The sequence below is a fragment of the Fusicatenibacter sp. genome (genome assembly GCF_050872605.1).
Lineage (GTDB): Bacteria > Bacillota > Clostridia > Lachnospirales > Lachnospiraceae > Fusicatenibacter.
In genome coordinates, this window is the sequence record NZ_JBNMHD010000001.1 from 49,474 (window position 1) to 70,273 (window position 20,800).

Genomic DNA, 20,800 nt, shown 5'->3' on the forward strand with positions numbered 1-20,800 from the left:
TTATGTTTTGTCTGTCTCTTGTTTTTCAGTCTGATTTTCTGTTTGTACCATGAGTATAAAGGGTGACGTTATGTCATGGTCAAGCACTTTTTTTCAAAAACTGCCCCGGATTTTTCTTCCGGGGCAGTTTTCTTCAACGCTGTTCGCTTTTATTTGTCGATATATTTTCCGTTCATCACGTCCATCAGGTACTGGCCGTACTGGTTTTTCTTCAGCGGTTCGATGTCGGTCAGAAGCTGATCTTTGCCGATCCAGCCGTTCAGGTAACCGATCTCTTCGAGGCATGCGATCTTGCGGTGCTGATGGGTCTCGATAGTTTTTACGAAGTTGGTTGCCTCTACCAGGCTCTCATGTGTACCGGTATCCAGCCAGGTGAAGCCCTGTCCGAGAAGCTCAACGTTCAGGCTGCCGTCTTCCAGATAGATCCGGTTCAGGTCGGTGATCTCAAGCTCTCCGCGCGGTGACGGTTTCAGGTTCTTTGCATACTCTACGACTTTGTTGTCATAGAAGTACAGACCTGTAACACAATAGTTTGATTTCGGTTTCTCCGGTTTCTCTTCGATGGAGATGGCTTTTCCCTCGGAGTCAAATTCTACGATTCCGAAACGCTCCGGATCATCTACATAATAGCCGAATACGGTTGCGCCTTTTCCGGTCTCAGCGTTTTCTACTGCTGCTTTCAGGCGTTTGTTCAGACCGTGTCCGAAGAAGATGTTGTCGCCGAGCACCATGGCAACGGAATCATCTCCGATGAACTCCTCGCCGATGATGAAGGCCTGTGCCAGTCCGTCCGGGCTTGGCTGTACCTTGTAGGAAAGCTGTACACCGAACTGATGACCGTCACCGAGCAGTGCCTCAAAACGCGGGGTGTCCTGCGGGGTGGAGATGATCAGGATATCACGGATGCCTGCGTTCATCAGAACAGACAGCGGATAGTAGATCATCGGCTTGTCATAGATCGGGAGAAGCTGTTTGGATGTTACCATAGTTAACGGATAAAGACGTGTGCCGGAACCCCCGGCAAGTACGATACCTTTCATGTTCATTACTCCTTTTTCGTATATGATACCTCTAGTATAACCTTATTCCCGGAAACGCGTCAACCCGTGTCGTAACGTAACGGTATGACACGGGTTGACGCGGATTGTGTGATTTTCTGTCTAAAAGACCATTTTCTATCAGGATTTCTTCTGATCAGCAGCTGTACTTCGTCAATTTCTGGCGGGAATAGATCGAGCTGTTGCGGTTAAATACGTAGGCGGCCGTGCAGACAATGAAGAAATACGGCAGATAATCGTAACCGAAAATTTCGCCGCCGATGAAGATAGCGGCCAGCAGTGTATTCGTTCCGCCGCCGAAAACAGCAGCGTAGCCAAGCGCCGCAGAAAGTTCCACCGGAATGCCGAACAGACTGCCGAGGACTGCGCCCAGGGTTGCTCCGATGGTAAACAGCGGCGTCACCTCGCCGCCCTGGAAACCGGCAGACAGCGTCAATACCGTCAGAATAAATTTCAGCGCCCAGTCATAGGCGTACACTTTCTCTCCCGTAAAAACTGCCTCGACAAGATTCGTTCCAAAGCCGCAGTACCGTCCGCGGTACAGAACCAGAAACAGAATACTTAAGACAACACCGATGGAAAAAACGCGTACCAGCGGATTTTTGATTTTTTCACCGAGATATTTTTTCGTACGTTTCAGACACCACGCAAAGAGGCCGCCTGTGATTCCAAAGATGATACCGAGTGTAATCAGGCGTACCAGCAGAAATGGTGTCAGGCTTTCGCTGATGTGGATCGTCAGATTTTCTTTGTGGATTCCAAGCAGGGAAGCCACAGCGCTCGCGGAAAAGGATGCTGTAAATGCAGGAAGCAGCGCTTCATACCGCATTTCTCCGGCAGCGAGCACTTCCACTGCAAAGATCACAGCCGCAATCGGTGTCCCGAACATGCCCGCAAAGCCGGCTGCCATTCCTGTCACCAGAAAGATTCCAGGAGCATTTTTGAACGGCAGTTTCTTTCCTGCAAAATAGGAAAATACTGCGCCGATCTGTACCGCAACGCCCTCACGTCCGGCACTTCCGCCGAACAGGTGGGTCAGCGTTGTCGAAAGCATTGCCAGCGGGATCATGCGGAGCGGAAGCTCCTCTTCTTCTTCATACGCCACATCGAAAATCAGACTCATGCCCTTCGTTCCCTTGCCGCCGAATTTCTGATTGACGATTACAATCACAAGACCTGCCACGGCGAGAAACGGCAGACACCAGAAAAGATGCGCCACACGGATGGCCGTTACTTTCAGCAGCAGACGGCAGAACAGCGCCTCGATCAGACCGACTGCCGCGCCCATCGGAACGCCGGTGACACCGAGCAGCAGCAGAGCTCCGTAGGTGCGGATGGATTTCTTCAGTTCTTCTTTCATCTTCTGTCTCTCCTTTGTTGAATTCTGCTGCTATCATATCACAAATTTTACTCCGCTGCCAGCCCGCCGCAAAGCTTCCATAAAACTGATTTTTGTCAAGATTTGTGACGGCTGCTTCTTTTTTGTATATTTTCCGGCATTCTTCAAATACTAGCAACTGTCCAGACACTGTTAGGGAAAGGAGATTTTTGAAGATGAGAAAAATCAGAAAAGTGTGTATGACGCTGGCATTGGCGGGGTTACTGGCCGGGATGACGGCCTGCGGAAACAACACCACAAACGACACGGGGAACGGCAATACCAACACGGAGAGCGACATGGGGCAGACAGATAACAGAAACGATGTCAATACGACAGAGATGCCGGCAAATGACAACGTAAATGATGTGACGGAGGGCACCGACGGGAATGCAAACGGCGCGAATACCGGGGATGGAAATACCCTTGGGGATGATGTCGGTGACGCAGCGGAAGATGTGACCCGCGGTGTCGGTGAGGGCGTTGAGGATGTCGGCCGCGCGGTGGATGATGTGGTAAGCGGCGGCAGCAATGAGACTCAGAATCCGCAGGAAAACGGGGCAACTACACAGAATGGGGCGGGGATGGCACAGTAAATATGCAGTTCTGCTGCTCCCGTATTAAAAAAACTTCCCTTGGCGAACGATACATGCAGGTTCGCCGGGAAGTTTTTTACTGTCAGGCACGTCAGCACCTGGTTTGATCCGTCAATTTTTATTTACGCGGGCAACGAGCCAAAGTCCGTGCTTGCACGCAACCTTGGCGACTGCCGCGATAACTTGAGAAACTCGCGGAGCGTGTTTCTCATAGTTTTACAGACCGCTGCTGAATTTTCTGCCCTTCGCACCAAGAATACCGGCCATCCGATCGCCCCATGCCGCACGCTCTGCATAAATATCAATCCGTTCCAGATCGCCGCTCCGGTCCACAAAGGCCGGGAACAGGAATCCACAAATAGGATTTCCCGGCTCGTATTCCCCGACCAGCGGGCAGACAGCGCAGATCAGATAGGGGAACATCTCCTCGGATTCCCCCAAACGCTCTTTATCGGAAGCTTTGGCGGGAATATCATACCGGTCATAAAACATGTAAATGGCATAGGCCCCGTGAATCTGCAAGCCTTCGATCAGGATATCATAAAACGTTTCCAACAGCGCATCGTTCTTCAGTCCGCATTCCCGCAGTGCCATCAGCATCTGCCAGATACTGCCCGGACCCTGGGATGTTTCCGGAAAACGGTATTCCCGCAGCTTCTCATTCGATTCCGCAAACGGAATTTTCTTGGCAATCGCCAGATTCTTGGCCTTTTCCGAACCGGACAGTTTCAGAAAATGAATGTTGAAACTGCCGTCATACTCCCCATCCGAATCCGTATAGCAACCCGCCATCCGCACAAACGAAGTCCGCGCCGGCGTCATTCTCCTCGTCAGCTCCAGCATGTCTTCCCGATTAATCATACATTCCCTCCGACAGTAAAGATATTCGAAATTCTCTGTCTTTGATCTTATCACAACATGCTTTTTCTGTCAGCATTTCATTCTTATCTTTTTAAAATTGCGTTTCTTCTCTTCATTTGTTAAAATCGAATCAGTATCTCGTATTTTTGACTTTGACACAGAAAGGACAATACATGAAATTAGCAGTAATCAGTGATCTTCATGGGAATTATTATGCGCTTTCGGAAGTGATGGCGTTTCTTCGCAGTCAGGAGATTGATGGTATCATCGGACTGGGGGATTTTGTGACGGATGGGCCGTTTCCGCAGCGGATGATGAAAGCGCTCAGTGAAATGCAGGAGGAGTTTCCGTGCTATCTGGTGCGCGGCAACCGGGAGGAATATCTGCTTGAGCATCTCTGGCAGCCGCAGAACTGGAAGGCGGGTTCTTCGACGAGCGGGCTTCTGGATTACACGTTTCGGAATCTTACCGCGCAGGATCTGAAATTTTTTGAGCAGCTGCCGACAGACGGTGTTCTGATTGGAAAAATGGATGAAACGGGCCATCTGATTCCTGTTTTTGTGCCGCAGGAAGAAGTTACACCGGACACCTGCCGTGAATCCCTTTTCCCGGCACTTCGGCTCTGCCACGGCGCACCTGGTGAAATCCGTGGGAATTTCGGACTGCATCCGGAACTCCTGCTTTCTCATCTGGAATATCTTGATGCCGCTATCCTGCTCGGCGGCCACAGCCACAAGCAGGAGCAGAAAGAATACGCCGGAAAAACGTATCTGAATCCAGGCTCCCTTGGTCTTGCGCTTGATGGTGTCGGCGGTCATGCGCATTTTGCAATTCTGACGTTGGAAAACAGCACATGGCAGATCGAATGTTTTCAGATCCCCTATGATCTCGAGGGCTATCTCGCCGAGTTCGACCGCGCCGGGCTGGAAACGCACGGCAGTGTACTTGCCCGCTCCTTAAAGCGGACGCTGACCTGCGGCATCAATTACTTTTATCTCACGGTAAAACGGGTGCGGGAACTTGCGGATGCACTGGCGCTGACTGATCTTGACGAAGAAATCTGGGAAAAAGCGGAACGGGAGCTGAAATAGATTTCATAAGTGAAAAAACTCATTGGCTAAAACAGAAAAGCAGCTCGAATCAAAATTGGTTCACTGGACCAATTATTGATATGCTTGGCAAAGAAGGCAGGCTGTGCAACTGCACACAGCCTGCCTTCTTTTTTATCTTTTCTATTCCCTGCTTCTGCCTTACTTCGCAGCAATCACATCCTGCATATCATACATACCGGCCGGTTTTCCAGCCAGGAATTTTGCAGCCTCTACCGCGCCTTTTCCAAAGACACCTTTGGAATATGCTCTGTGGGACAGGGTAACAACCTCATCCGGTCCTGCGAAGATGACGTCGTGGTCCCCGACGATCGTACCGCCGCGTACGGCAGAAATACCGATTTCCTTCGGATCACGCTGCTCGTGACGCTGGCTTCTGTCGTATACGTAGTGGTACTGGTTATCCATTGCCTCGTTCAGGCTGTCGGCCAGGGCGATGGCAGTTCCGCTCGGGGCGTCGCATTTCAGTTTGTGGTGCTTTTCCACGATCTCCATATCAAAGCCTGCCTCGGCGAGCACTTTTGCGGCTGCCTGTACCAGTTTCATCAGGGTGTTGACACCAAGAGACATGTTTGCGGAGCGGAGAACCGGGATTTCCTTGCTGGTCTCCTGCACTTTTTTCAGCTGATCCTCGGTGAGGCCTGTGGTGCACAAAACAAGCGGCAGTTTCTTCTCTTTGCATGCATCCATCAGTGCGTCCGCTGCCTTGTAGGAAGAAAAATCAACGACAACATCTGCCGGGACATCACACTCTGTCAGACTTTTGAATACCGGGTAGTCGTTCTGCCCATTGTCGTTCATATCGATTCCGGCTACGATTTCTGCGTTTGCATCTTCTTTTACCAGGCCGGTGATGACCTGTCCCATATGGCCGTTGCAGCCATGCATAATAATTTTAACCATTGTCTTTTTCCTTCTTTACTTCGTGTATTCTTAACTTAAGCCAGTTTGATTCCAAAATCTTTCATAGCCTTTGCCAGGCGCTCCTGGTTCTGCGGCTCCATCTCGGTCAGCGGCAGACGAAGCGGGCCAACCTCTTTGCCCATCAGGTTCAGCGCTGCTTTTACCGGAATCGGGTTTACTTCGCAGAACAGGGCATCGATGAGCGGCAGGGCTCTCAGCTGGATTTCTCTTGCACCAGCCACATCGCCGTCGAGGAATTTCTGTACCATATCGTGGGTCTCACGCGGTGCTACATTGGAAAGAACAGAGATGACGCCGCTTCCGCCAAGGGAAAGGATCGGCACAACCTGATCGTCGTTTCCGGAGTACAGGTCGATCTTTCCATCGGTCAGCTGCATGATTTTTGCTACCTGGGAGATATTGCCGGAAGCCTCTTTGACTGCAACGATATTCTCAACGTTGTTGAACAGGTAAGCGATGGTTTCCGGTGCGATATTCACGCCGGTTCTACCCTGGATATTGTAAAGGATGATCGGCACTTTGACGCTGTTTGCAATCGCGGAGAAGTGTGCGATCAGGCCTTTCTGGGTTGCTTTATTGTAATACGGAGAAACGAGAAGAAGTCCGTCCACGCCGTATTTCTCTGCTTCCTGGGACAGATAGATGGCTGTCTCGGTGCTGTTGGAGCCGGTTCCTGCGATAACCGGGATTCTGTGGTTTACTTTTTCTACCGTATATTTGATGGTATCAAGATGCTCCTCGTGGGACAGGGTGGAAGCCTCACCTGTTGTTCCGCAGATGACGATCGCGTCGGTTCCGCCTGCGATCTGCTCCTCGATAATTTCTCCGAGTTTCTCGTAATTCACTTCCTGTGTTTCGGTCATCGGTGTAATAATTGCAACGGCTGCGCCTTTAAAAATAGACATTCTTTTTTTCCTCCTGTATGTCATATCAGATCACTATAGAAACAATTCATGCGCCGGAGCAGGGGCTTCGCGGAAATCTTATCTTTCCGCAAAAAAAGAGGCGTCTCATCCCCGATAAGATCGCCTCCAAATTCACACATACGCAGTATCTATGATCAGATAGCTCTCCATCTCTCGATGACAGTCGCAGATTTTTTCAACCTGCGCCCAGGAGCATTCCGGTTCAGCGCCGGATGTCCTTCGGCATCCTTCCCTTTTCCTCTTCTTCTTTTGCTGCTGAGGCATCCGAAAAGGTACTCTTGAAGTAATGCGACCTCTATCCACTTCAGTTCTGCTCTTACTATAGCATCATTAAATTTTCTTGTCAACAGCGGATCGTGGCTTTAATTCTCACTGTATTCCAGCTTGCTCACCGAAACCTCATACGCGGTCCGCTTTTCCATTTCCGTCTCGCTCAGGCGCTTCATATATTCGCGGCTCTGGATCCGTCCCCAGATGAGGACATGGCCGCCCACGGCGAATGCGGAGGCATACCGCGCATTTCTTCCCCAGCAGATGCACGGGATATAATCCGATTTTCCGTACGGGCGGTTGACGGCGATCAGAAGGTCGGCGATCTCTCTTCCCAGAGGTGTTTTCCGGTAGACCGGCGGTTTACATATGTATCCATCGAGGTAAATCTGGTTGGATTTGACGGAATCATCTTCTTCCTCCACGAAGCTTAATTCCCGCGCAAATACGGAGAGCACCAGACGGTTCTTCTTCTCCTCGTGGCGGTTGTAGGACCGGAACTGTCCGCTGATGCAGATCCACTCGCCCTGATAATCCTGCGATACGTCCACCAGCCGTTCGGACACCATCACCGGAATGATATCCTGTGATTCGCTTAAACGCTTTACCATCACATCGACGAGGTAAAAGCCCTCTCCGAACACCTGATGGCTGAAGGTAAACGGGGAGACAATCTCTCCCATGATAACCACCTGATTGTTTTCAATCATCTTGTCTGCCATAATGAAAATCCCCTTCCTTTGTCTTTTTCCTGCTTAACACTATTTCTGATCGGTACTTTGCTGATCTATAATCCTAATGTATGTACCACATTTCTTTTTCAGAACCACTTTTTTCCAGATTTTTTTCCTTTCTTTTCAAATCAGCATTCTGCCCAATTTTTTGTATATGTTTCTGTAAAAACCGCACCACATGCTTTATATTTTCTACCATTGCAATACAAAAAATGTCACATCTTCCCTGTTTTTTTTCTCTGTTCTGTGATATAATAGTTCAGATAGGCAGGCATCCAGCGGAGACAGAAACGGCAAGGCACCTGCCTTTGTGCTGTGATAAACATTCCCGGCCGGCTTGAAATTTTGAAACGCAGAGCCCGGCAGGGTCAACTCATAGGAAGAGGAATGAAGAAATGAAAACAACGAGAGAAGATGTAAGAAACGTTGCCATTATCGCCCATGTCGATCATGGTAAAACTACACTGGTAGACGAGCTTCTGAAACAGAGCGGCGTTTTCCGTGCCAACCAGGAGGTTCAGGAACGTGTCATGGACTCGAACGATATCGAGCGTGAGCGTGGAATCACCATTCTTTCCAAAAATACAGCAGTTTACTACAAGGGAACGAAAATCAACATCATCGACACCCCAGGCCATGCGGACTTCGGCGGCGAGGTTGAGCGAGTTCTGAAAATGGTAGACGGCGTTATCCTGGTCGTAGACGCATTTGAGGGCGCTATGCCGCAGACAAAATTCGTGCTGAAAAAAGCACTTGAACTGGATCTGTCCGTTATCGTCTGCATCAACAAGATCGACCGCCCGGAGGCACGCCCGGATGAAGTCATCGACGAAGTACTCGAGCTTCTGATGGACCTCGACGCATCCGACGAGCAGCTTGACTGTCCGTTCCTGTATGCATCCGCAAAGATGGGTCATGCAGTACTCGATCTGAACGATACTCCGAAGGATATGACTCCTCTGTTCGAGACGATTCTGAAATACATCCCGGCTCCGACTGGAGATCCGGAAGCCGGCATGCAGCTTCTGATCAGCACCATCGACTACAACGAGTACGTTGGCCGTATCGGTGTCGGTAAAGTAGAAAACGGAACGATCCGTGTGAACCAGGACGTTATGCTGGTCAACCACCACGATCTGACCAAGAAGAAAAAAGTAAAGGTCAGCAAGCTGTATGAGTTTGACGGACTGAAAAAAGTAGAGGTTACCGAGGCAGGCATCGGTTCCATCGTTGCTGTTTCCGGTATCCCGGATATCCACATCGGAGATACCCTCTGCGGCGATCTGGACAACCCGGTTTCTATCCCGTTCCAGAAAATCTCCGAGCCGACCATTTCCATGAACTTCATCGTAAACGACAGTCCGCTGGCTGGTAAAGAAGGTAAATATGTAACCTCCCGCCACCTGCGCGACCGTCTGATGCGTGAGCTGAATACCGACGTTTCCCTCCGTGTCGAGGAGACCGATTCTGCAGACTGCTTCAAGGTTTCCGGCCGTGGTGAGCTGCATCTGTCCGTTCTGATCGAGAACATGCGCCGTGAGGGATATGAGTTCGCCGTAAGTAAGGCAGAAGTTATCTACAAAGAGGACGAGCGCGGACGCAAGCTCGAGCCAATGGAAATCGCTTACGTTGATGTTCCGGACGAGTTCTCCGGCACCGTCATCCAGCTCCTCAGTGAGCGAAAAGGCGAGCTTCACGGCATGAGCCGCGCAAGCGATGGTTCTACCCGTCTGGAGTTCGAAATTCCGGCACGAGGCCTGATCGGATTCCGCGGAATCTTCATGACCTCCACCAAAGGAACTGGTATCCTGAACACCGAGTTTGAAGATTACGCACCGTACAAGGGCGACATCGAATACCGCAAACAGGGTTCCCTGATCGCTTTCGAAGCAGGCGAGTCCGTTACCTACGGTCTGTACTCCGCACAGGAGCGCGGTACTCTGTTCATCGGACCTGGCGAGAAGGTTTACGCTGGTATGGTCATCGGACAGAACGGTAAAGCCGAGGATATCGAGCTGAACGTCTGCAAGACGAAACACCTGACCAACACCCGTACCTCTTCCTCCGACGAGGCTCTGCGTCTGACTCCGCCGAGAATTCTTTCCCTGGAGCAGGCTCTGGACTTCATCGACAAGGACGAGCTTCTGGAGGTTACTCCGGTTTCCTTACGTATCCGTAAGAAAGAGCTGGATTCCAGACTTCGTAAGAGAGCGGCAATGAAATAAAGATTTACAATAAATATAAGAACCGCCGGTTCACTTCTGATTGAAAAGTGAACCGGCGGTTTTTTGTCGTTTTTCTATTCTGTTTTTTATTCGTTTGTCGTTCCATCGTGGAATCCGTAGTAGGTCTGCCCTGCCGCAAGATCCACGCCGTTTGCTGCTGCGAGCGTATGAATTGTCACAAGTTCGTATCCGCGGTTGATGAGCTCCGGCACGATCGTCGCACACGATTCTACTGTTGCCTCGTGGATGTCATGCATCAGGATAATGTCTCCCGGGCTGACCTGGTCAAGCACCGCGCTGATATTGGACTGAACGTTTTTCGTCTCCCAGTCACGCGTATCAAGGTCCCACATGATGCTCGGACGGCCGACCACCGCAAGCAGATCGTCGGTGCTGTTTCCGTATGGGAAACGGATGACGGATGCGCCCTGTCCGTTGTTGTACTGGGCGATCAGGTCGTCGGTCATCTGGAACTGCGCGAGGCCGTCGTCGGTGCTCAGTTCTTTCATATTCGGATGTGCATAAGAATGGTTTCCAAGTTCACAGCCGATCGCCGCCATACGCGGGATGACGTCCGCACCGTATTTTTCCACGTTGCTGCCGAGCATGAAGAAGGTCGCCTTGGCACCGTACTGCTCCAGCGTGTCGAGAAGTGTACTGGTGTAAACGCCAGGGCCGTCGTCGAAGGTCAGAGCTACCATCATCGAACCGTTTCGGTCCGGCTGATAAACCCCCTGGTCATCAAAGTAACAGCCTTTTCCTCCGATCGCCTTCCAGCCGGTCGCCATGTAGCCGTTGGAATCAAAATGATACTGGTTTCCGTCGATATCCGCCCAGCCGTTGACGTAGTATGTCGCAGCATCCGTCGCATACCACCAGCCTGACGAGCTGTACTGCCATCCCGGCGTCTCATTCGGCGGTGTGGTCTCTGCAAGCTTCTGGATACCAGCATTTCCCGATCCATCCTCCGCCTCCGGAGCCGTCTCGCTCACTGTCTTTGCTGCTGTGTCATTACTCAATACAATTCCTTTTTTTGCAAGCTGCGGACCTGCAATTTTCCAGATAAGCACAAGAAAAAGAAGGCCGATTACCACACCCAGGGAAATCCGTGATACTTTCTGCATCATCTGTCTGCGGCGCATCTGCTTTCTTCTCTGTTTTAATGATTTTCTATCCATATGATTTATTTATACCCCATCGTTCCGCTCTTTTTTGCGGAACTTCTTCCGTCGCAACGTAAAACGTTTTTCGACATTTTTCTACCTTCTATCATAACGTGATCTCACCGAAGATGCAAGGAACAAATTCTTACATTTTTCCTCTTCTGGTAAATTAATGTTTATGGTTTCTTAACATTTTGTCAAAAAAAGAAAGAGTGACTCTGTATCTTTGGAAAAATGGATACAAAATCACTCTTTTTTCATACTTCGCAGTTTATTTTCCCAGATCAACGCCCTTCAGAAAGTCGCTTCCCATGACCCATGTTTCGTTTTCCAGCATCACAGCAGACTCGATTTTCCAGGTGATCGTCTCTGTTTTGGTTTTCCGGAAGAAATGCAGGAAACGGTTTCGCCTTTCGATTGTGGCAGTCACGTCTGTCTCGATCTTCATCTGGTTTTCTACGCTGGTTACGGTTGTGGAGATGCTGCTGATGGTTACACTGGTGATTCCGGTGTTGGTGTCGCTGCTCAGATAAGCATCGCAGATCTGCTGGTACTGCTCTTTGGCATTCGCCTGTACGGCGGTGTCGGCAGAAAATTCGTTTTTAATAGTGCTGAACGCTTTTCCATTTACCGCGGCTGTGAATACCTTGTCCAGTGATTCTTCCACGCGGTCGGCGATGACTTTTCCGGTGGAGTCGTTGAGTTTTAAATCCGGCAGAAATTCCATGCTGCTGTTGTCCTCCACGAGGATGATCTCGCGGTACGGGTCTTTCTTCGCTTCGGTCAGTTCGATCGTATGGCCGCCGATGAAAAGATATGGAATTTTATAAACATTGACCGTATCCGCCGTCTCTTTCAAATATTTTCTGCCAACCAGAACACCATTGAGATAGAACGAAGCATTCACCGGAACAGTGATCTCGACATCGGTCACGTAGCTTTCTTTCGGCACGACATACCATTCTTTAAAGTTACCCTTCACGCTGTCCCCTGCGGCAATCTCCAGCGTCTCTTCCTTGGAATCACTCACACCTTTTAACGTGTACCGCACCGTATAGATTCTGTTTTCTCCCGTCTCAAGATTCTGTTTCCGGCGCATGAAAAAGCTCTTGATCTCCGGCGTTTCCTGCCCGTCAGAGCCGTCCTGTTTCGCTTTCCAGGTCATCGCATTGACGTAGTTCTTCCGTGTCAGAAATGTGCCATCCGGAAACTGGCAGACATCATACGCACTGTTCCAGTCGCCCGCGAGGCACGCTTCCACATAATTCCGCCCGGCCGCCTGCGGCGCATACAGATACGCACCGGCCATAAAAAATACGGCGCACAGAATCAGAAACAGACTGACATTCACAATCAGAATCCGCAGACTCACCGGCAGATCACGGAACTTCGCCGCCCGTATTTTCACAGAAAGCTCCGTTGTTTCCTCTTCTTCTCCCTGTTTATCCACAGGATGGAACCTTTTTCCTTCTTTTTTCCACTTCTGGAGCATAGTTTACCTCATCTTTTTCTTTTTACTTCGATGCTTCCTCCACCGCATACGTATGCACCCGGTCGCTTTTCTGGCTGTATGTTTCCCCTTCGGAATAATACTCCTGCGATGTCGTGGAAAAGCGTGTAATCGTCTCCTTCACGCGCTCTCCTGCCGTTTTCTGATGAAGAAACAGCGCCGCAATCATCAGAATCACAAACATATCCAGAATCAGTACTGCCGCATTCGCCACGATGCCAGGTAATTTTTTTATCCACATAGGCTTCCCTCTTTTCTGACTCCATTGTAACAAAATGCTCCCGAAAATACAAGGAAAGCAGAGACCCCGGCGGACCGGAAATTCTCTGCTTTCTTAAAATTACTTATTTACTTTTTAACCTCGAAGATTACTCCTCAGTATCATCCTTTGACGGAATCATTTCCTCAAAGTCGAAGTCGAGCATCGGCTCTTCCTCGTCTGCTTCTGGCTTCTCAGCCGGAGCTTCAGCTGTCGGAGCTGCCGGAGCGTCGTCTTCAAGATCTTCAGTCAGGATCAGATCGTCCTCATCCTCTTCGATCATGCTGTCGGTATTCAGATGAATGTTGCTGTAGCACTTCATACCGGTACCAGCCGGGATCGGTTTACCGATGATAACGTTCTCTTTCAGACCTACAAGGTGGTCAACCTTACCCTTGATAGCGGCATCGGTCAGAACCTTGGTGGTCTCCTGGAAGGATGCTGCAGACAGGAAGGAATCGGATGCCAGGGATGCTTTGGTGATACCAAGCAGTACCTGTTTTCCTTCTGCCGGCTCTTTGCCTTCTGCGATCAGAGCTTTGTTGGTCTCGTCGTACTCCAGGAAGTCTACCATGTCGCCCGGAAGGAATTCGGTATCTCCGTTTTCCTCGATGCGGATCTTCTTCAGCATCTGGCGGACGATAACCTCGATATGCTTATCGTTGATTTCTACACCCTGCAGACGGTAAACTCGCTGTACCTCACGGAGCATGTAATCCTGAACGGCACGTACGCCTTTGATCTTCAGGATATCGTGCGGGTTGACAGAACCTTCGGTCAGCTCGTCTCCGGCTTCCAGAACTGTTCCGTCCGCGATCTTGATACGGGATCCGTAAGGGATCAGGTATGTCTTGGATACGCCGTCGTCCGGATTGGTAACCACGATCTCGCGTTTTTTCTTGGTATCTTTGATCTGTGCAACACCAGGGATCTCGGTGATGATGGCAAGTCCTTTCGGCTTTCTTGCCTCGAAAAGCTCCTCGACACGAGGAAGACCCTGTGTGATATCTCCACCTGCAACACCTCCGGTATGGAAGGTACGCATGGTAAGCTGTGTACCAGGCTCACCGATGGACTGTGCTGCGATGATTCCGACAGACTCACCAACCTGTACTGCCTCGCCGGTTGCCATGTTGGCACCATAGCATTTTGCGCAGATTCCGTTGCCGGAACGACAGGTAAGAATCGTACGGATTTTTACTTTTGTATAATGCTCACCGTTCTCGTTGATGCCGTCTTTGATGACACGGGCAGCACGTTTCGGGGTGATCATATGGTTTGCTTTTACAATGACGTTGCCGTCTTTGTCTTTGATGGTCTCGCAGGAGAAACGTCCTGTGATACGATCCTGCAGACTCTCGATCTGCTCTTTTCCGTCTGTGAACTCGCTGACCCACATACCCGGAATTTCGTCCTTGCCCTCGGCACAGTCGATTTCACGGATGATCAGGTCCTGAGAAACGTCTACCAGACGACGGGTCAGGTAACCAGAGTCGGCGGTACGAAGCGCGGTATCGGACATACCTTTTCGTGCTCCATGCGCAGACATGAAGTATTCCAGTACCTGAAGACCTTCACGGAAGTTTGACTTGATCGGCAGCTCGATGGTGTGTCCGGTTGTATCGGCCATCAGTCCTCGCATACCGGCCAGCTGTTTGATCTGCTTATCGGAACCACGGGCTCCGGAGTCAGCCATCATGAAGATGTTGTTGTATTTATCCAGTCCGTCGAGCAGTGCTTTTGTCAGCGCATCGTCGGTCTTCTTCCAGGTATCTACAACCTCTTTGTAACGCTCTTCGTCTGTAATAAGACCACGTTTGAAGTTTCTTGTAATCTTGTCTACCGTTGCCTGTGCTTCAGCCAGCATCTGCGGTTTCTGCGGCGGCACGGTCATATCGGAAATGGATACGGTCATGGCTGCACGGGTGGAGTATTTATATCCAGTTGCCTTGATATAGTCCAGAACCTCTGCGGTCTTGGTAGCTCCGTGTGTATTGATGACTTTTTCCAGAATCTGTTTCAGCTGTTTCTTTGCAACGAGGAAATCAACCTCCAGAGCAAGCTCGTTGCCCGGGATGGTACGATCTACGTATCCCAGATCCTGCGGCAGAATCTCATTGAAGAGAAATCTTCCGAGGGTAGAGCTTACGTTCTGCTGCATTACAGTACCATCTTCCATCTCTTTCTCGCAGCGGATGGTGATCTTGGTCTGCAGGGTGATGTATCCGTTCTCGTATGCAAGGATGGCTTCGTTCATATCGCGGAAGAAGCTTCCCTCGCCCTTCTCACCCGGACGCTCCTGAGTCAGATAGTAGATACCAAGAACCATATCCTGTGAAGGAACGGCTACCGGACCACCATCGGACGGTTTCAGCAGGTTGTTCGGAGAAAGAAGCATGAAGCGGCACTCTGCCTGTGCTTCTACGGACAGCGGCAGATGGACAGCCATCTGGTCACCGTCGAAGTCGGCGTTGAATGCGGTACAAACCAGCGGATGCAGTTTGATTGCTTTACCTTCTACCAGAATCGGCTCGAATGCCTGGATACCCAGACGATGCAGTGTAGGAGCACGGTTCAGCATAACCGGATGCTCTTTGATGACGTCCTCGAGAACGTCCCATACCTGCGGCTCGAGTTTCTCGACCATTTTCTTTGCATTTTTGATGTTGTGTGCAGTACCGTTGGAAACCAGCTCTTTCATAACGAACGGTTTGAACAGCTCGATTGCCATTTCTTTCGGCAGACCGCACTGGTAAATCTTCAGTTCCGGTCCTACGACGATAACGGAACGGCCGGAGTAGTCAACACGTTTACCAAGAAGGTTCTGACGGAAACGGCCGGATTTACCTTTCAGCATGTCGGACAGAGATTTCAGCGGACGGTTTCCAGGACCGGTTACCGGACGACCGCGGCGGCCGTTGTCGATCAGGGCATCAACTGCCTCCTGGAGCATACGTTTCTCGTTGCGCACGATGATATCCGGTGCACCGAGCTCCAGCAGTCTCTTCAGACGGTTGTTACGGTTGATGATACGGCGGTACAGGTCATTCAGGTCAGATGTTGCAAAACGTCCTCCGTCAAGCTGTACCATAGGACGCAGATCCGGCGGAATAACCGGAACCGCATCAAGAATCATCCACTCCGGACGGTTTCCGGACTCACGGAATGCCTCAACAACCTCAAGTCTCTTGATGATGCGGGCTCTCTTCTGTCCGGTAGAATCTTTAAGACCTGCCTTTAATTCAGCAGACTCTTTTTCCAGATCGATTGCCATCAGAAGCTCTTTGATGGATTCCGCACCCATACCTGCACGGAAGCTGTTTCCGAACTCCTCTCTGGCATCCTGGTATTCTTTCTCGGTCAGAACCTGTTTGTACTGTAATTTGGTATCGCCTGCATCAAGAACGATGTAGTTTGCGAAATACAGAACCTTTTCCAGAGTTCTCGGAGACAGATCCAGGATCAGTCCCATACGGGACGGAATTCCTTTGAAATACCAGATGTGGGATACCGGAGCTGCCAGCTCAATGTGTCCCATACGCTCACGGCGCACACTGGATTTTGTTACTTCTACGCCGCATCGGTCGCAGATAACGCCTTTGTAGCGAATTTTCTTATATTTACCGCAATGGCACTCCCAGTCTTTGCTTGGTCCGAAGATTCTCTCGCAGAACAGACCGTCTTTTTCCGGTTTCAGCGTTCTGTAGTTGATGGTCTCCGGTTTTTTTACCTCGCCATGGGACCACTCCCGGATTTTCTCCGGGGAGGCAAGTCCTATTTTGATGGCATCAAAGCTCATCTGGTAGTTTTCTTTTTTTGCTGTTTCTGGCATTTGATTACCCCTTTCCTCGCAAAGCGAAGATCTAAAAGTTACATGTCATCGTCTGAATTTTCATCCAGATCGAGATAAGAGTCTTCTTCTTCATCCTCTTCCACATCTACCATTTCTTCTCCGTCGAACTCTTTCTTGGAGAATCCATAGTCGCTGAATCTCTCGTCATCTCTGTCGGAGTAACGGTCTCCCTCGATGATGTGGTTCAGATTGGTATCACCGTAATCAACTGATTCCATAATTTCAACTTCGGTATTGTCATCACGCAGTACGCGGACATCGAGTGCCAGGGACTGCAGCTCTTTCAACAATACTTTGAAGGACTCCGGAATACCAGGCTCCGGAATATTGTCGCCCTTGATGATGGCTTCGTATGTCTTCACACGGCCGACCACATCGTCGGACTTCACAGTCAGGATCTCCTGCAGCGTGTAGGATGCACCGTACGCCTCAAGAGCCCAAACCTCCATCTCTCCGAAACGCTGTCCGCCGAACTGAGCTTTACCACCCAGCGGCTGCTGTGTAACGAGGGAGTATTGGACGGTAGAACGAGCATGGATCTTATCGTCTACCAGGTGATGCAGTTTCAGGTAATGCATGTGTCCGATGGTGGTTCTTCCATCAAACGGCTCGCCGGTACGTCCGTCGCGGAGCTGTACCTTACCGTCTCTTGCGATGTCAACGCCCTTCCACAGTTCTCTGTGATCCAGGTGCTCTTCCAGGTACTGATATACTTCCGGAAGCAGAACATCTTTGTATTTCTCGGAGAATGCATCCCATTCCATGTTTACATAATCATTTGCCAGTTCCAGGGTATCCTGAATATCTTTCTCGTTTGCACCGTCGAAGATCGGAGTGGAAACGTTAAATCCAAGAGCTGCTGCTGCAAGGCTCAGGTGGATTTCAAGCACCTGTCCGATGTTCATACGGGACGGCACACCCAGAGGGTTCAGCACGATATCCAGCGGACGTCCGTTCGGCAGGAACGGCATATCCTCTACAGGAAGTACACGGGAAACGACACCCTTGTTTCCGTGACGGCCGGCCATCTTATCGCCGACAGAGATCTTTCTCTTCTGTGCGATGTAGATGCGGACTGCCTGGTTTACTCCAGGAGAAAGTTCGTCGCCGTTTTCACGGGTAAATACTTTGGCGTCCACGATGATACCATACTCACCGTGCGGTACTTTCAGGGAAGTATCACGTACTTCTCTTGCTTTCTCGCCAAAGATGGCACGGAGCAGACGCTCCTCTGCGGTCAGCTCGGTCTCTCCCTTTGGAGTTACTTTTCCGACCAGAATATCACCGGCACGTACCTCTGCACCGATGCGGATGATTCCACGCTCGTCCAGGTCTTTTAAGGCTTCATCGCCGACGCCCGGAACGTCTTTTGTGATCTCTTCCGGTCCAAGCTTGGTGTCACGGGCCTCTGCCTCGTACTCCTCAATGTGGATGGAAGTGTAAACATCATCCTGTACCAGACGCTCGCTAAGAAGTACGGCGTCCTCGTAGTTATATCCTTCCCAGGTCATAAATCCAATCAGCGGGTTTTTACCCAAAGCAAGCTCGCCCTGGTAGGTAGACGGACCGTCTGCGATAACTTCGCCGGCCTCTACGTGGTCACCCTTAAATACGATCGGTTTCTGGTTGTAGCAGTTGCTCTGGTTGCTTCGCATGAATTTGGTCAGATGGTAAACATCTTTTGTTCCGTCATCGTTGTTCATGCGGATCTCGTTGGAGCAGGAATAGGAAATGGTTCCTGCTTTCTTTGCAACGACGCAGACACCGGAGTCTACGGCTGCTTTTGCTTCGATACCGGTTCCTACAACAGGAGCATCGGTGATCATCAGCGGTACGGCCTGACGCTGCATGTTGGATCCCATCAGCGCACGGTTCGCATCGTCGTTCTGAAGGAACGGGATCAGCGCCGTAGCGACGGAGAATACCATCTTCGGAGACACGTCCATGTAATCAAACATGTGCGGCTCGTAGGACTGCGTCTCATCCAGGTAACGTCCGGAAACGTTCTTGTTGAGGAAGTGTCCTTCTGCATCCAGCGGCTCGTTCGCCTGTGCTACGTGGTAATTATCCTCTTCATCTGCGGTCATGTAGACTACTTCGTCGGTAACGCGCGGATTTTTCGGATCTGTTTTGTCAATTCTTCTGTATGGAGCCTCAACGAAACCATACTCGTTGATGCGCGCATACGATGCCAGAGAGTTAATAAGACCGATGTTCGGTCCCTCAGGAGTCTCGATCGGGCACATTCTTCCGTAATGGGAGTAGTGAACGTCTCGAACCTCGAATCCGGCACGGTCACGGGACAGACCGCCAGGTCCCAGGGCGGAGAGACGTCTCTTATGTGTCAGCTCTCCAAGCGGGTTGTTCTGATCCATGAACTGGGACAGCTGGGAAGATCCGAAGAACTCTTTGATTGCAGCTGTAACCGGTTTGATGTTGATCAGAGACTGCGGAGAAATTCCGTCGATGTCCTGTGTTGTCATTCTTTCGCGTACCACACGCTCCATACGGGACAGACCGATGCGGTACTGGTTCTGAAGCAGCTCGCCTACGGCACGGATTCTACGGTTGCCCAGGTGGTCGATATCATCGGCATTTCCTGCGCCGTATTCCAGATGCATGTTGTAGTTGATGGAAGCGAAGATATCTTCTTTTGTGATATGCTTCGGAATCAGGTCGTGGATGTCACGCTTGATGGCCTGTTTGATCTCTTCGATATCGGTATTCTCCTCCAGGATCTTTTCCAGAACCGGATAGTATACTTTCTCGTTGATGCCAAGCTCTTCTTCATCAACATCTACCCATGCTTTCAGATCTACCATTAAGTTGGAAAGAACTTTTACGTTTCTCTCCTCGGTCTGGATCCATACATACGGTACTGCTGCGTTCTGAATCTTGTCTGCGAGTTCCAGCGTAACGGTGGTACCTTTTTCTGCAAGGATTTCACCAGTGCTCGGATCTACAACATCCTCAGCGAGGATCTGGTTGCGGATACGGCTGCGCAGCGCAAGTTTCTTGTTGAATTTATAACGGCCTACCTTTGCCAGGTCATAGCGACGCGGGTCAAAGAACATGCTCATGATGAGGCTCTCTGCATTTTCTACTGCGAGAGGCTCGCCCGGACGGATTTTCTTGTACAGCTCGAGAAGACCTTCCTGATAGTTGGTGGAAGTATCTTTTGTGAAGCTTGCAAGAATCTTCGGCTCTTCACCGAACAGCTCTACGATCTCTGCATTGGAGCTTACTCCAAGTGCACGGATGAGGACTGTGATCGGAACTTTTCTGGTACGGTCTACGCGGACATAGAAGACGTCGTTGGAATCGGTCTCGTACTCCAGCCATGCTCCACGGTTCGGGATTACGGTACAGGAGAACAGTCTCTTTCCGAGCTTATCATGTGCGATGCCGTAATAAATACCAGGGGAACGTACCAGCTGGCTGACGATTACTCGCTCTGCACCATTGATAACGAATGTTCCTGTTGCTGTCATCAACGGCAGATCACCCATGAAAATTTCGTGCTCTGTGATCTCGTCTTTTTCCTTATTATATAATCTTACTTTTACCTTTAACGGTGCCGCATAAGTAGCGTCACGCTGTTTACACTCTTCGATTGAGTATTTTACGTCATCTTCACACAGTGTAAAGTCTACGAATTCAAGGCTCAGCCGTCCGCCGTAGTCGGAGATTGGTGAAATGTCATCAAAGACTTCTTTGAGTCCGCTTCTCAGGAACCAGTCATAGGAATCCTTCTGGACTTCAATCAAGTTGGGCATTTCCAATACTTCTTTTTGTCTCTGGTAACTCATTCGCATACTTTTTCCGGTAGGTATCGGACGTATTCTGTTTTTCTCCATTGACGTTGTCACCCCTTGTGTTATAATATATTTATTACCGCTCATGCCTGAACAAAAGGTTTTAGGCATATCTTGCC

Annotated in this window: 14 protein-coding genes and 1 riboswitch; of the genes, 3 read left to right on the forward strand and 11 right to left on the reverse strand. The window is 50.2% G+C overall.

The genetic code is table 11. The features are described from left to right. Positions 1–149: 149 nt before the first annotated feature. Both rfbA and ACY2VT_RS00315 read right to left on the reverse strand, forming a co-directional pair. Positions 150–1,040 carry a glucose-1-phosphate thymidylyltransferase RfbA gene (gene rfbA / locus ACY2VT_RS00310; RefSeq protein WP_022461852.1) on the reverse strand — a complete coding sequence of 297 codons (891 nt, stop codon included), beginning with the start codon at positions 1,038–1,040 and terminating at the stop codon, positions 150–152. Between the two features lie 154 nt (positions 1,041–1,194). Continuing rightward, complete coding sequence (locus ACY2VT_RS00315) at positions 1,195–2,418, reverse strand: chloride channel protein (protein WP_461874717.1); 1,224 nt, start codon at positions 2,416–2,418, stop codon at positions 1,195–1,197. Positions 2,419–2,612: 194 nt separating this feature from the next. Between ACY2VT_RS00315 and ACY2VT_RS00320 the strand changes: the two genes are divergently transcribed. Further along, positions 2,613–3,032, forward strand: a complete 420-nt coding sequence (locus ACY2VT_RS00320) for a hypothetical protein (protein WP_461874713.1) — start codon at positions 2,613–2,615, stop codon at positions 3,030–3,032. A gap of 216 nt (positions 3,033–3,248) precedes the next feature. Here ACY2VT_RS00320 and ACY2VT_RS00325 read toward each other — a convergent pair whose 3' ends face one another. After that, complete coding sequence (locus tag ACY2VT_RS00325; RefSeq protein ID WP_461878459.1) at positions 3,249–3,893, reverse strand: DUF4317 family protein; 645 nt, start codon at positions 3,891–3,893, stop codon at positions 3,249–3,251. 173 nt (positions 3,894–4,066) lie between these two features. On the opposite strand from ACY2VT_RS00325, the gene ACY2VT_RS00330 reads away from it, so the two are divergent. Continuing rightward, on the forward strand, positions 4,067–4,984 hold the full coding sequence (locus tag ACY2VT_RS00330) for a metallophosphoesterase family protein (RefSeq protein ID WP_461878460.1): 918 nt from the start codon (positions 4,067–4,069) through the stop codon (positions 4,982–4,984). Positions 4,985–5,143: 159 nt separating this feature from the next. Here ACY2VT_RS00330 and dapB read toward each other — a convergent pair whose 3' ends face one another. The 3 genes from dapB to ACY2VT_RS00345 form a co-directional block, all read right to left on the reverse strand. Then, a complete protein-coding gene (dapB, locus tag ACY2VT_RS00335; protein ID WP_173813579.1) occupies positions 5,144–5,905 on the reverse strand; it encodes a 4-hydroxy-tetrahydrodipicolinate reductase in 762 nt (253 codons plus the stop codon). 35 nt (positions 5,906–5,940) lie between these two features. Beyond that, entirely contained in the window at positions 5,941–6,831 is an 891-nt protein-coding gene (dapA, locus tag ACY2VT_RS00340; RefSeq protein WP_461878461.1) for a 4-hydroxy-tetrahydrodipicolinate synthase, read from the reverse strand. Positions 6,832–6,983: 152 nt separating this feature from the next. Continuing rightward, a riboswitch (Lysine riboswitch) is annotated at positions 6,984–7,158 on the reverse strand. 56 nt (positions 7,159–7,214) lie between these two features. After that, positions 7,215–7,844 (reverse strand): single-stranded DNA-binding protein, encoded by a 630-nt coding sequence (locus tag ACY2VT_RS00345; protein WP_461878462.1) that lies wholly within the window; start codon positions 7,842–7,844, stop codon positions 7,215–7,217. A 407-nt stretch (positions 7,845–8,251) separates the two neighbouring features. Between ACY2VT_RS00345 and typA the strand changes: the two genes are divergently transcribed. Next, a complete protein-coding gene (typA, locus tag ACY2VT_RS00350; RefSeq protein WP_461878463.1) occupies positions 8,252–10,081 on the forward strand; it encodes a translational GTPase TypA in 1,830 nt (609 codons plus the stop codon). Positions 10,082–10,167: 86 nt separating this feature from the next. On the opposite strand, the gene ACY2VT_RS00355 is transcribed toward typA, so the two are convergent. The 5 genes from ACY2VT_RS00355 to rpoB all read right to left on the reverse strand — a co-directional run bounded on the left by ACY2VT_RS00355 (position 10,168) and on the right by rpoB (position 20,723). Continuing rightward, positions 10,168–11,208, reverse strand: a complete 1,041-nt coding sequence (locus ACY2VT_RS00355) for a polysaccharide deacetylase family protein (RefSeq protein ID WP_461878464.1) — start codon at positions 11,206–11,208, stop codon at positions 10,168–10,170. 307 nt (positions 11,209–11,515) lie between these two features. After that, complete coding sequence (locus ACY2VT_RS00360) at positions 11,516–12,694, reverse strand: hypothetical protein (protein ID WP_461878465.1); 1,179 nt, start codon at positions 12,692–12,694, stop codon at positions 11,516–11,518. A 64-nt stretch (positions 12,695–12,758) separates the two neighbouring features. Continuing rightward, the gene (locus ACY2VT_RS00365) at positions 12,759–12,995 is read right to left on the reverse strand and encodes a hypothetical protein (protein ID WP_461878466.1); all 237 of its coding nucleotides are present in this window, start codon (positions 12,993–12,995) and stop codon (positions 12,759–12,761) included. 127 nt (positions 12,996–13,122) lie between these two features. Next, complete coding sequence (gene rpoC, locus ACY2VT_RS00370; RefSeq protein WP_461878467.1) at positions 13,123–16,845, reverse strand: DNA-directed RNA polymerase subunit beta'; 3,723 nt, start codon at positions 16,843–16,845, stop codon at positions 13,123–13,125. A 38-nt stretch (positions 16,846–16,883) separates the two neighbouring features. After that, entirely contained in the window at positions 16,884–20,723 is a 3,840-nt protein-coding gene (rpoB, locus tag ACY2VT_RS00375; protein ID WP_461878468.1) for a DNA-directed RNA polymerase subunit beta, read from the reverse strand. Positions 20,724–20,800: the final 77 nt, after the last annotated feature.

Excerpts from the sequence above, each read along its gene's own strand:
- typA (WP_461878463.1), top strand. The coding sequence starts at position 8,252 with ATGAAAACAACGAGAGAAGATGTAAGAAACGTTGCCATTATCGCCCAT.
- ACY2VT_RS00355 (WP_461878464.1), bottom strand. The coding sequence starts at position 11,208 with ATGATGCAGAAAGTATCACGGATTTCCCTGGGTGTGGTAATCGGCCTT.
- rpoB (WP_461878468.1), bottom strand. The coding sequence starts at position 20,723 with ATGGAGAAAAACAGAATACGTCCGATACCTACCGGAAAAAGTATGCGA.
- ACY2VT_RS00320 (WP_461874713.1), top strand. The coding sequence starts at position 2,613 with ATGAGAAAAATCAGAAAAGTGTGTATGACGCTGGCATTGGCGGGGTTA.
- ACY2VT_RS00315 (WP_461874717.1), bottom strand. The coding sequence starts at position 2,418 with ATGAAAGAAGAACTGAAGAAATCCATCCGCACCTACGGAGCTCTGCTG.
- ACY2VT_RS00325 (WP_461878459.1), bottom strand. The coding sequence starts at position 3,893 with ATGATTAATCGGGAAGACATGCTGGAGCTGACGAGGAGAATGACGCCG.
- ACY2VT_RS00330 (WP_461878460.1), top strand. The coding sequence starts at position 4,067 with ATGAAATTAGCAGTAATCAGTGATCTTCATGGGAATTATTATGCGCTT.
- rfbA (WP_022461852.1), bottom strand. The coding sequence starts at position 1,040 with ATGAAAGGTATCGTACTTGCCGGGGGTTCCGGCACACGTCTTTATCCG.
- ACY2VT_RS00365 (WP_461878466.1), bottom strand. The coding sequence starts at position 12,995 with ATGTGGATAAAAAAATTACCTGGCATCGTGGCGAATGCGGCAGTACTG.
- rpoC (WP_461878467.1), bottom strand. The coding sequence starts at position 16,845 with ATGCCAGAAACAGCAAAAAAAGAAAACTACCAGATGAGCTTTGATGCC.
- dapA (WP_461878461.1), bottom strand. The coding sequence starts at position 6,831 with ATGTCTATTTTTAAAGGCGCAGCCGTTGCAATTATTACACCGATGACC.
- ACY2VT_RS00345 (WP_461878462.1), bottom strand. The coding sequence starts at position 7,844 with ATGGCAGACAAGATGATTGAAAACAATCAGGTGGTTATCATGGGAGAG.
- dapB (WP_173813579.1), bottom strand. The coding sequence starts at position 5,905 with ATGGTTAAAATTATTATGCATGGCTGCAACGGCCATATGGGACAGGTC.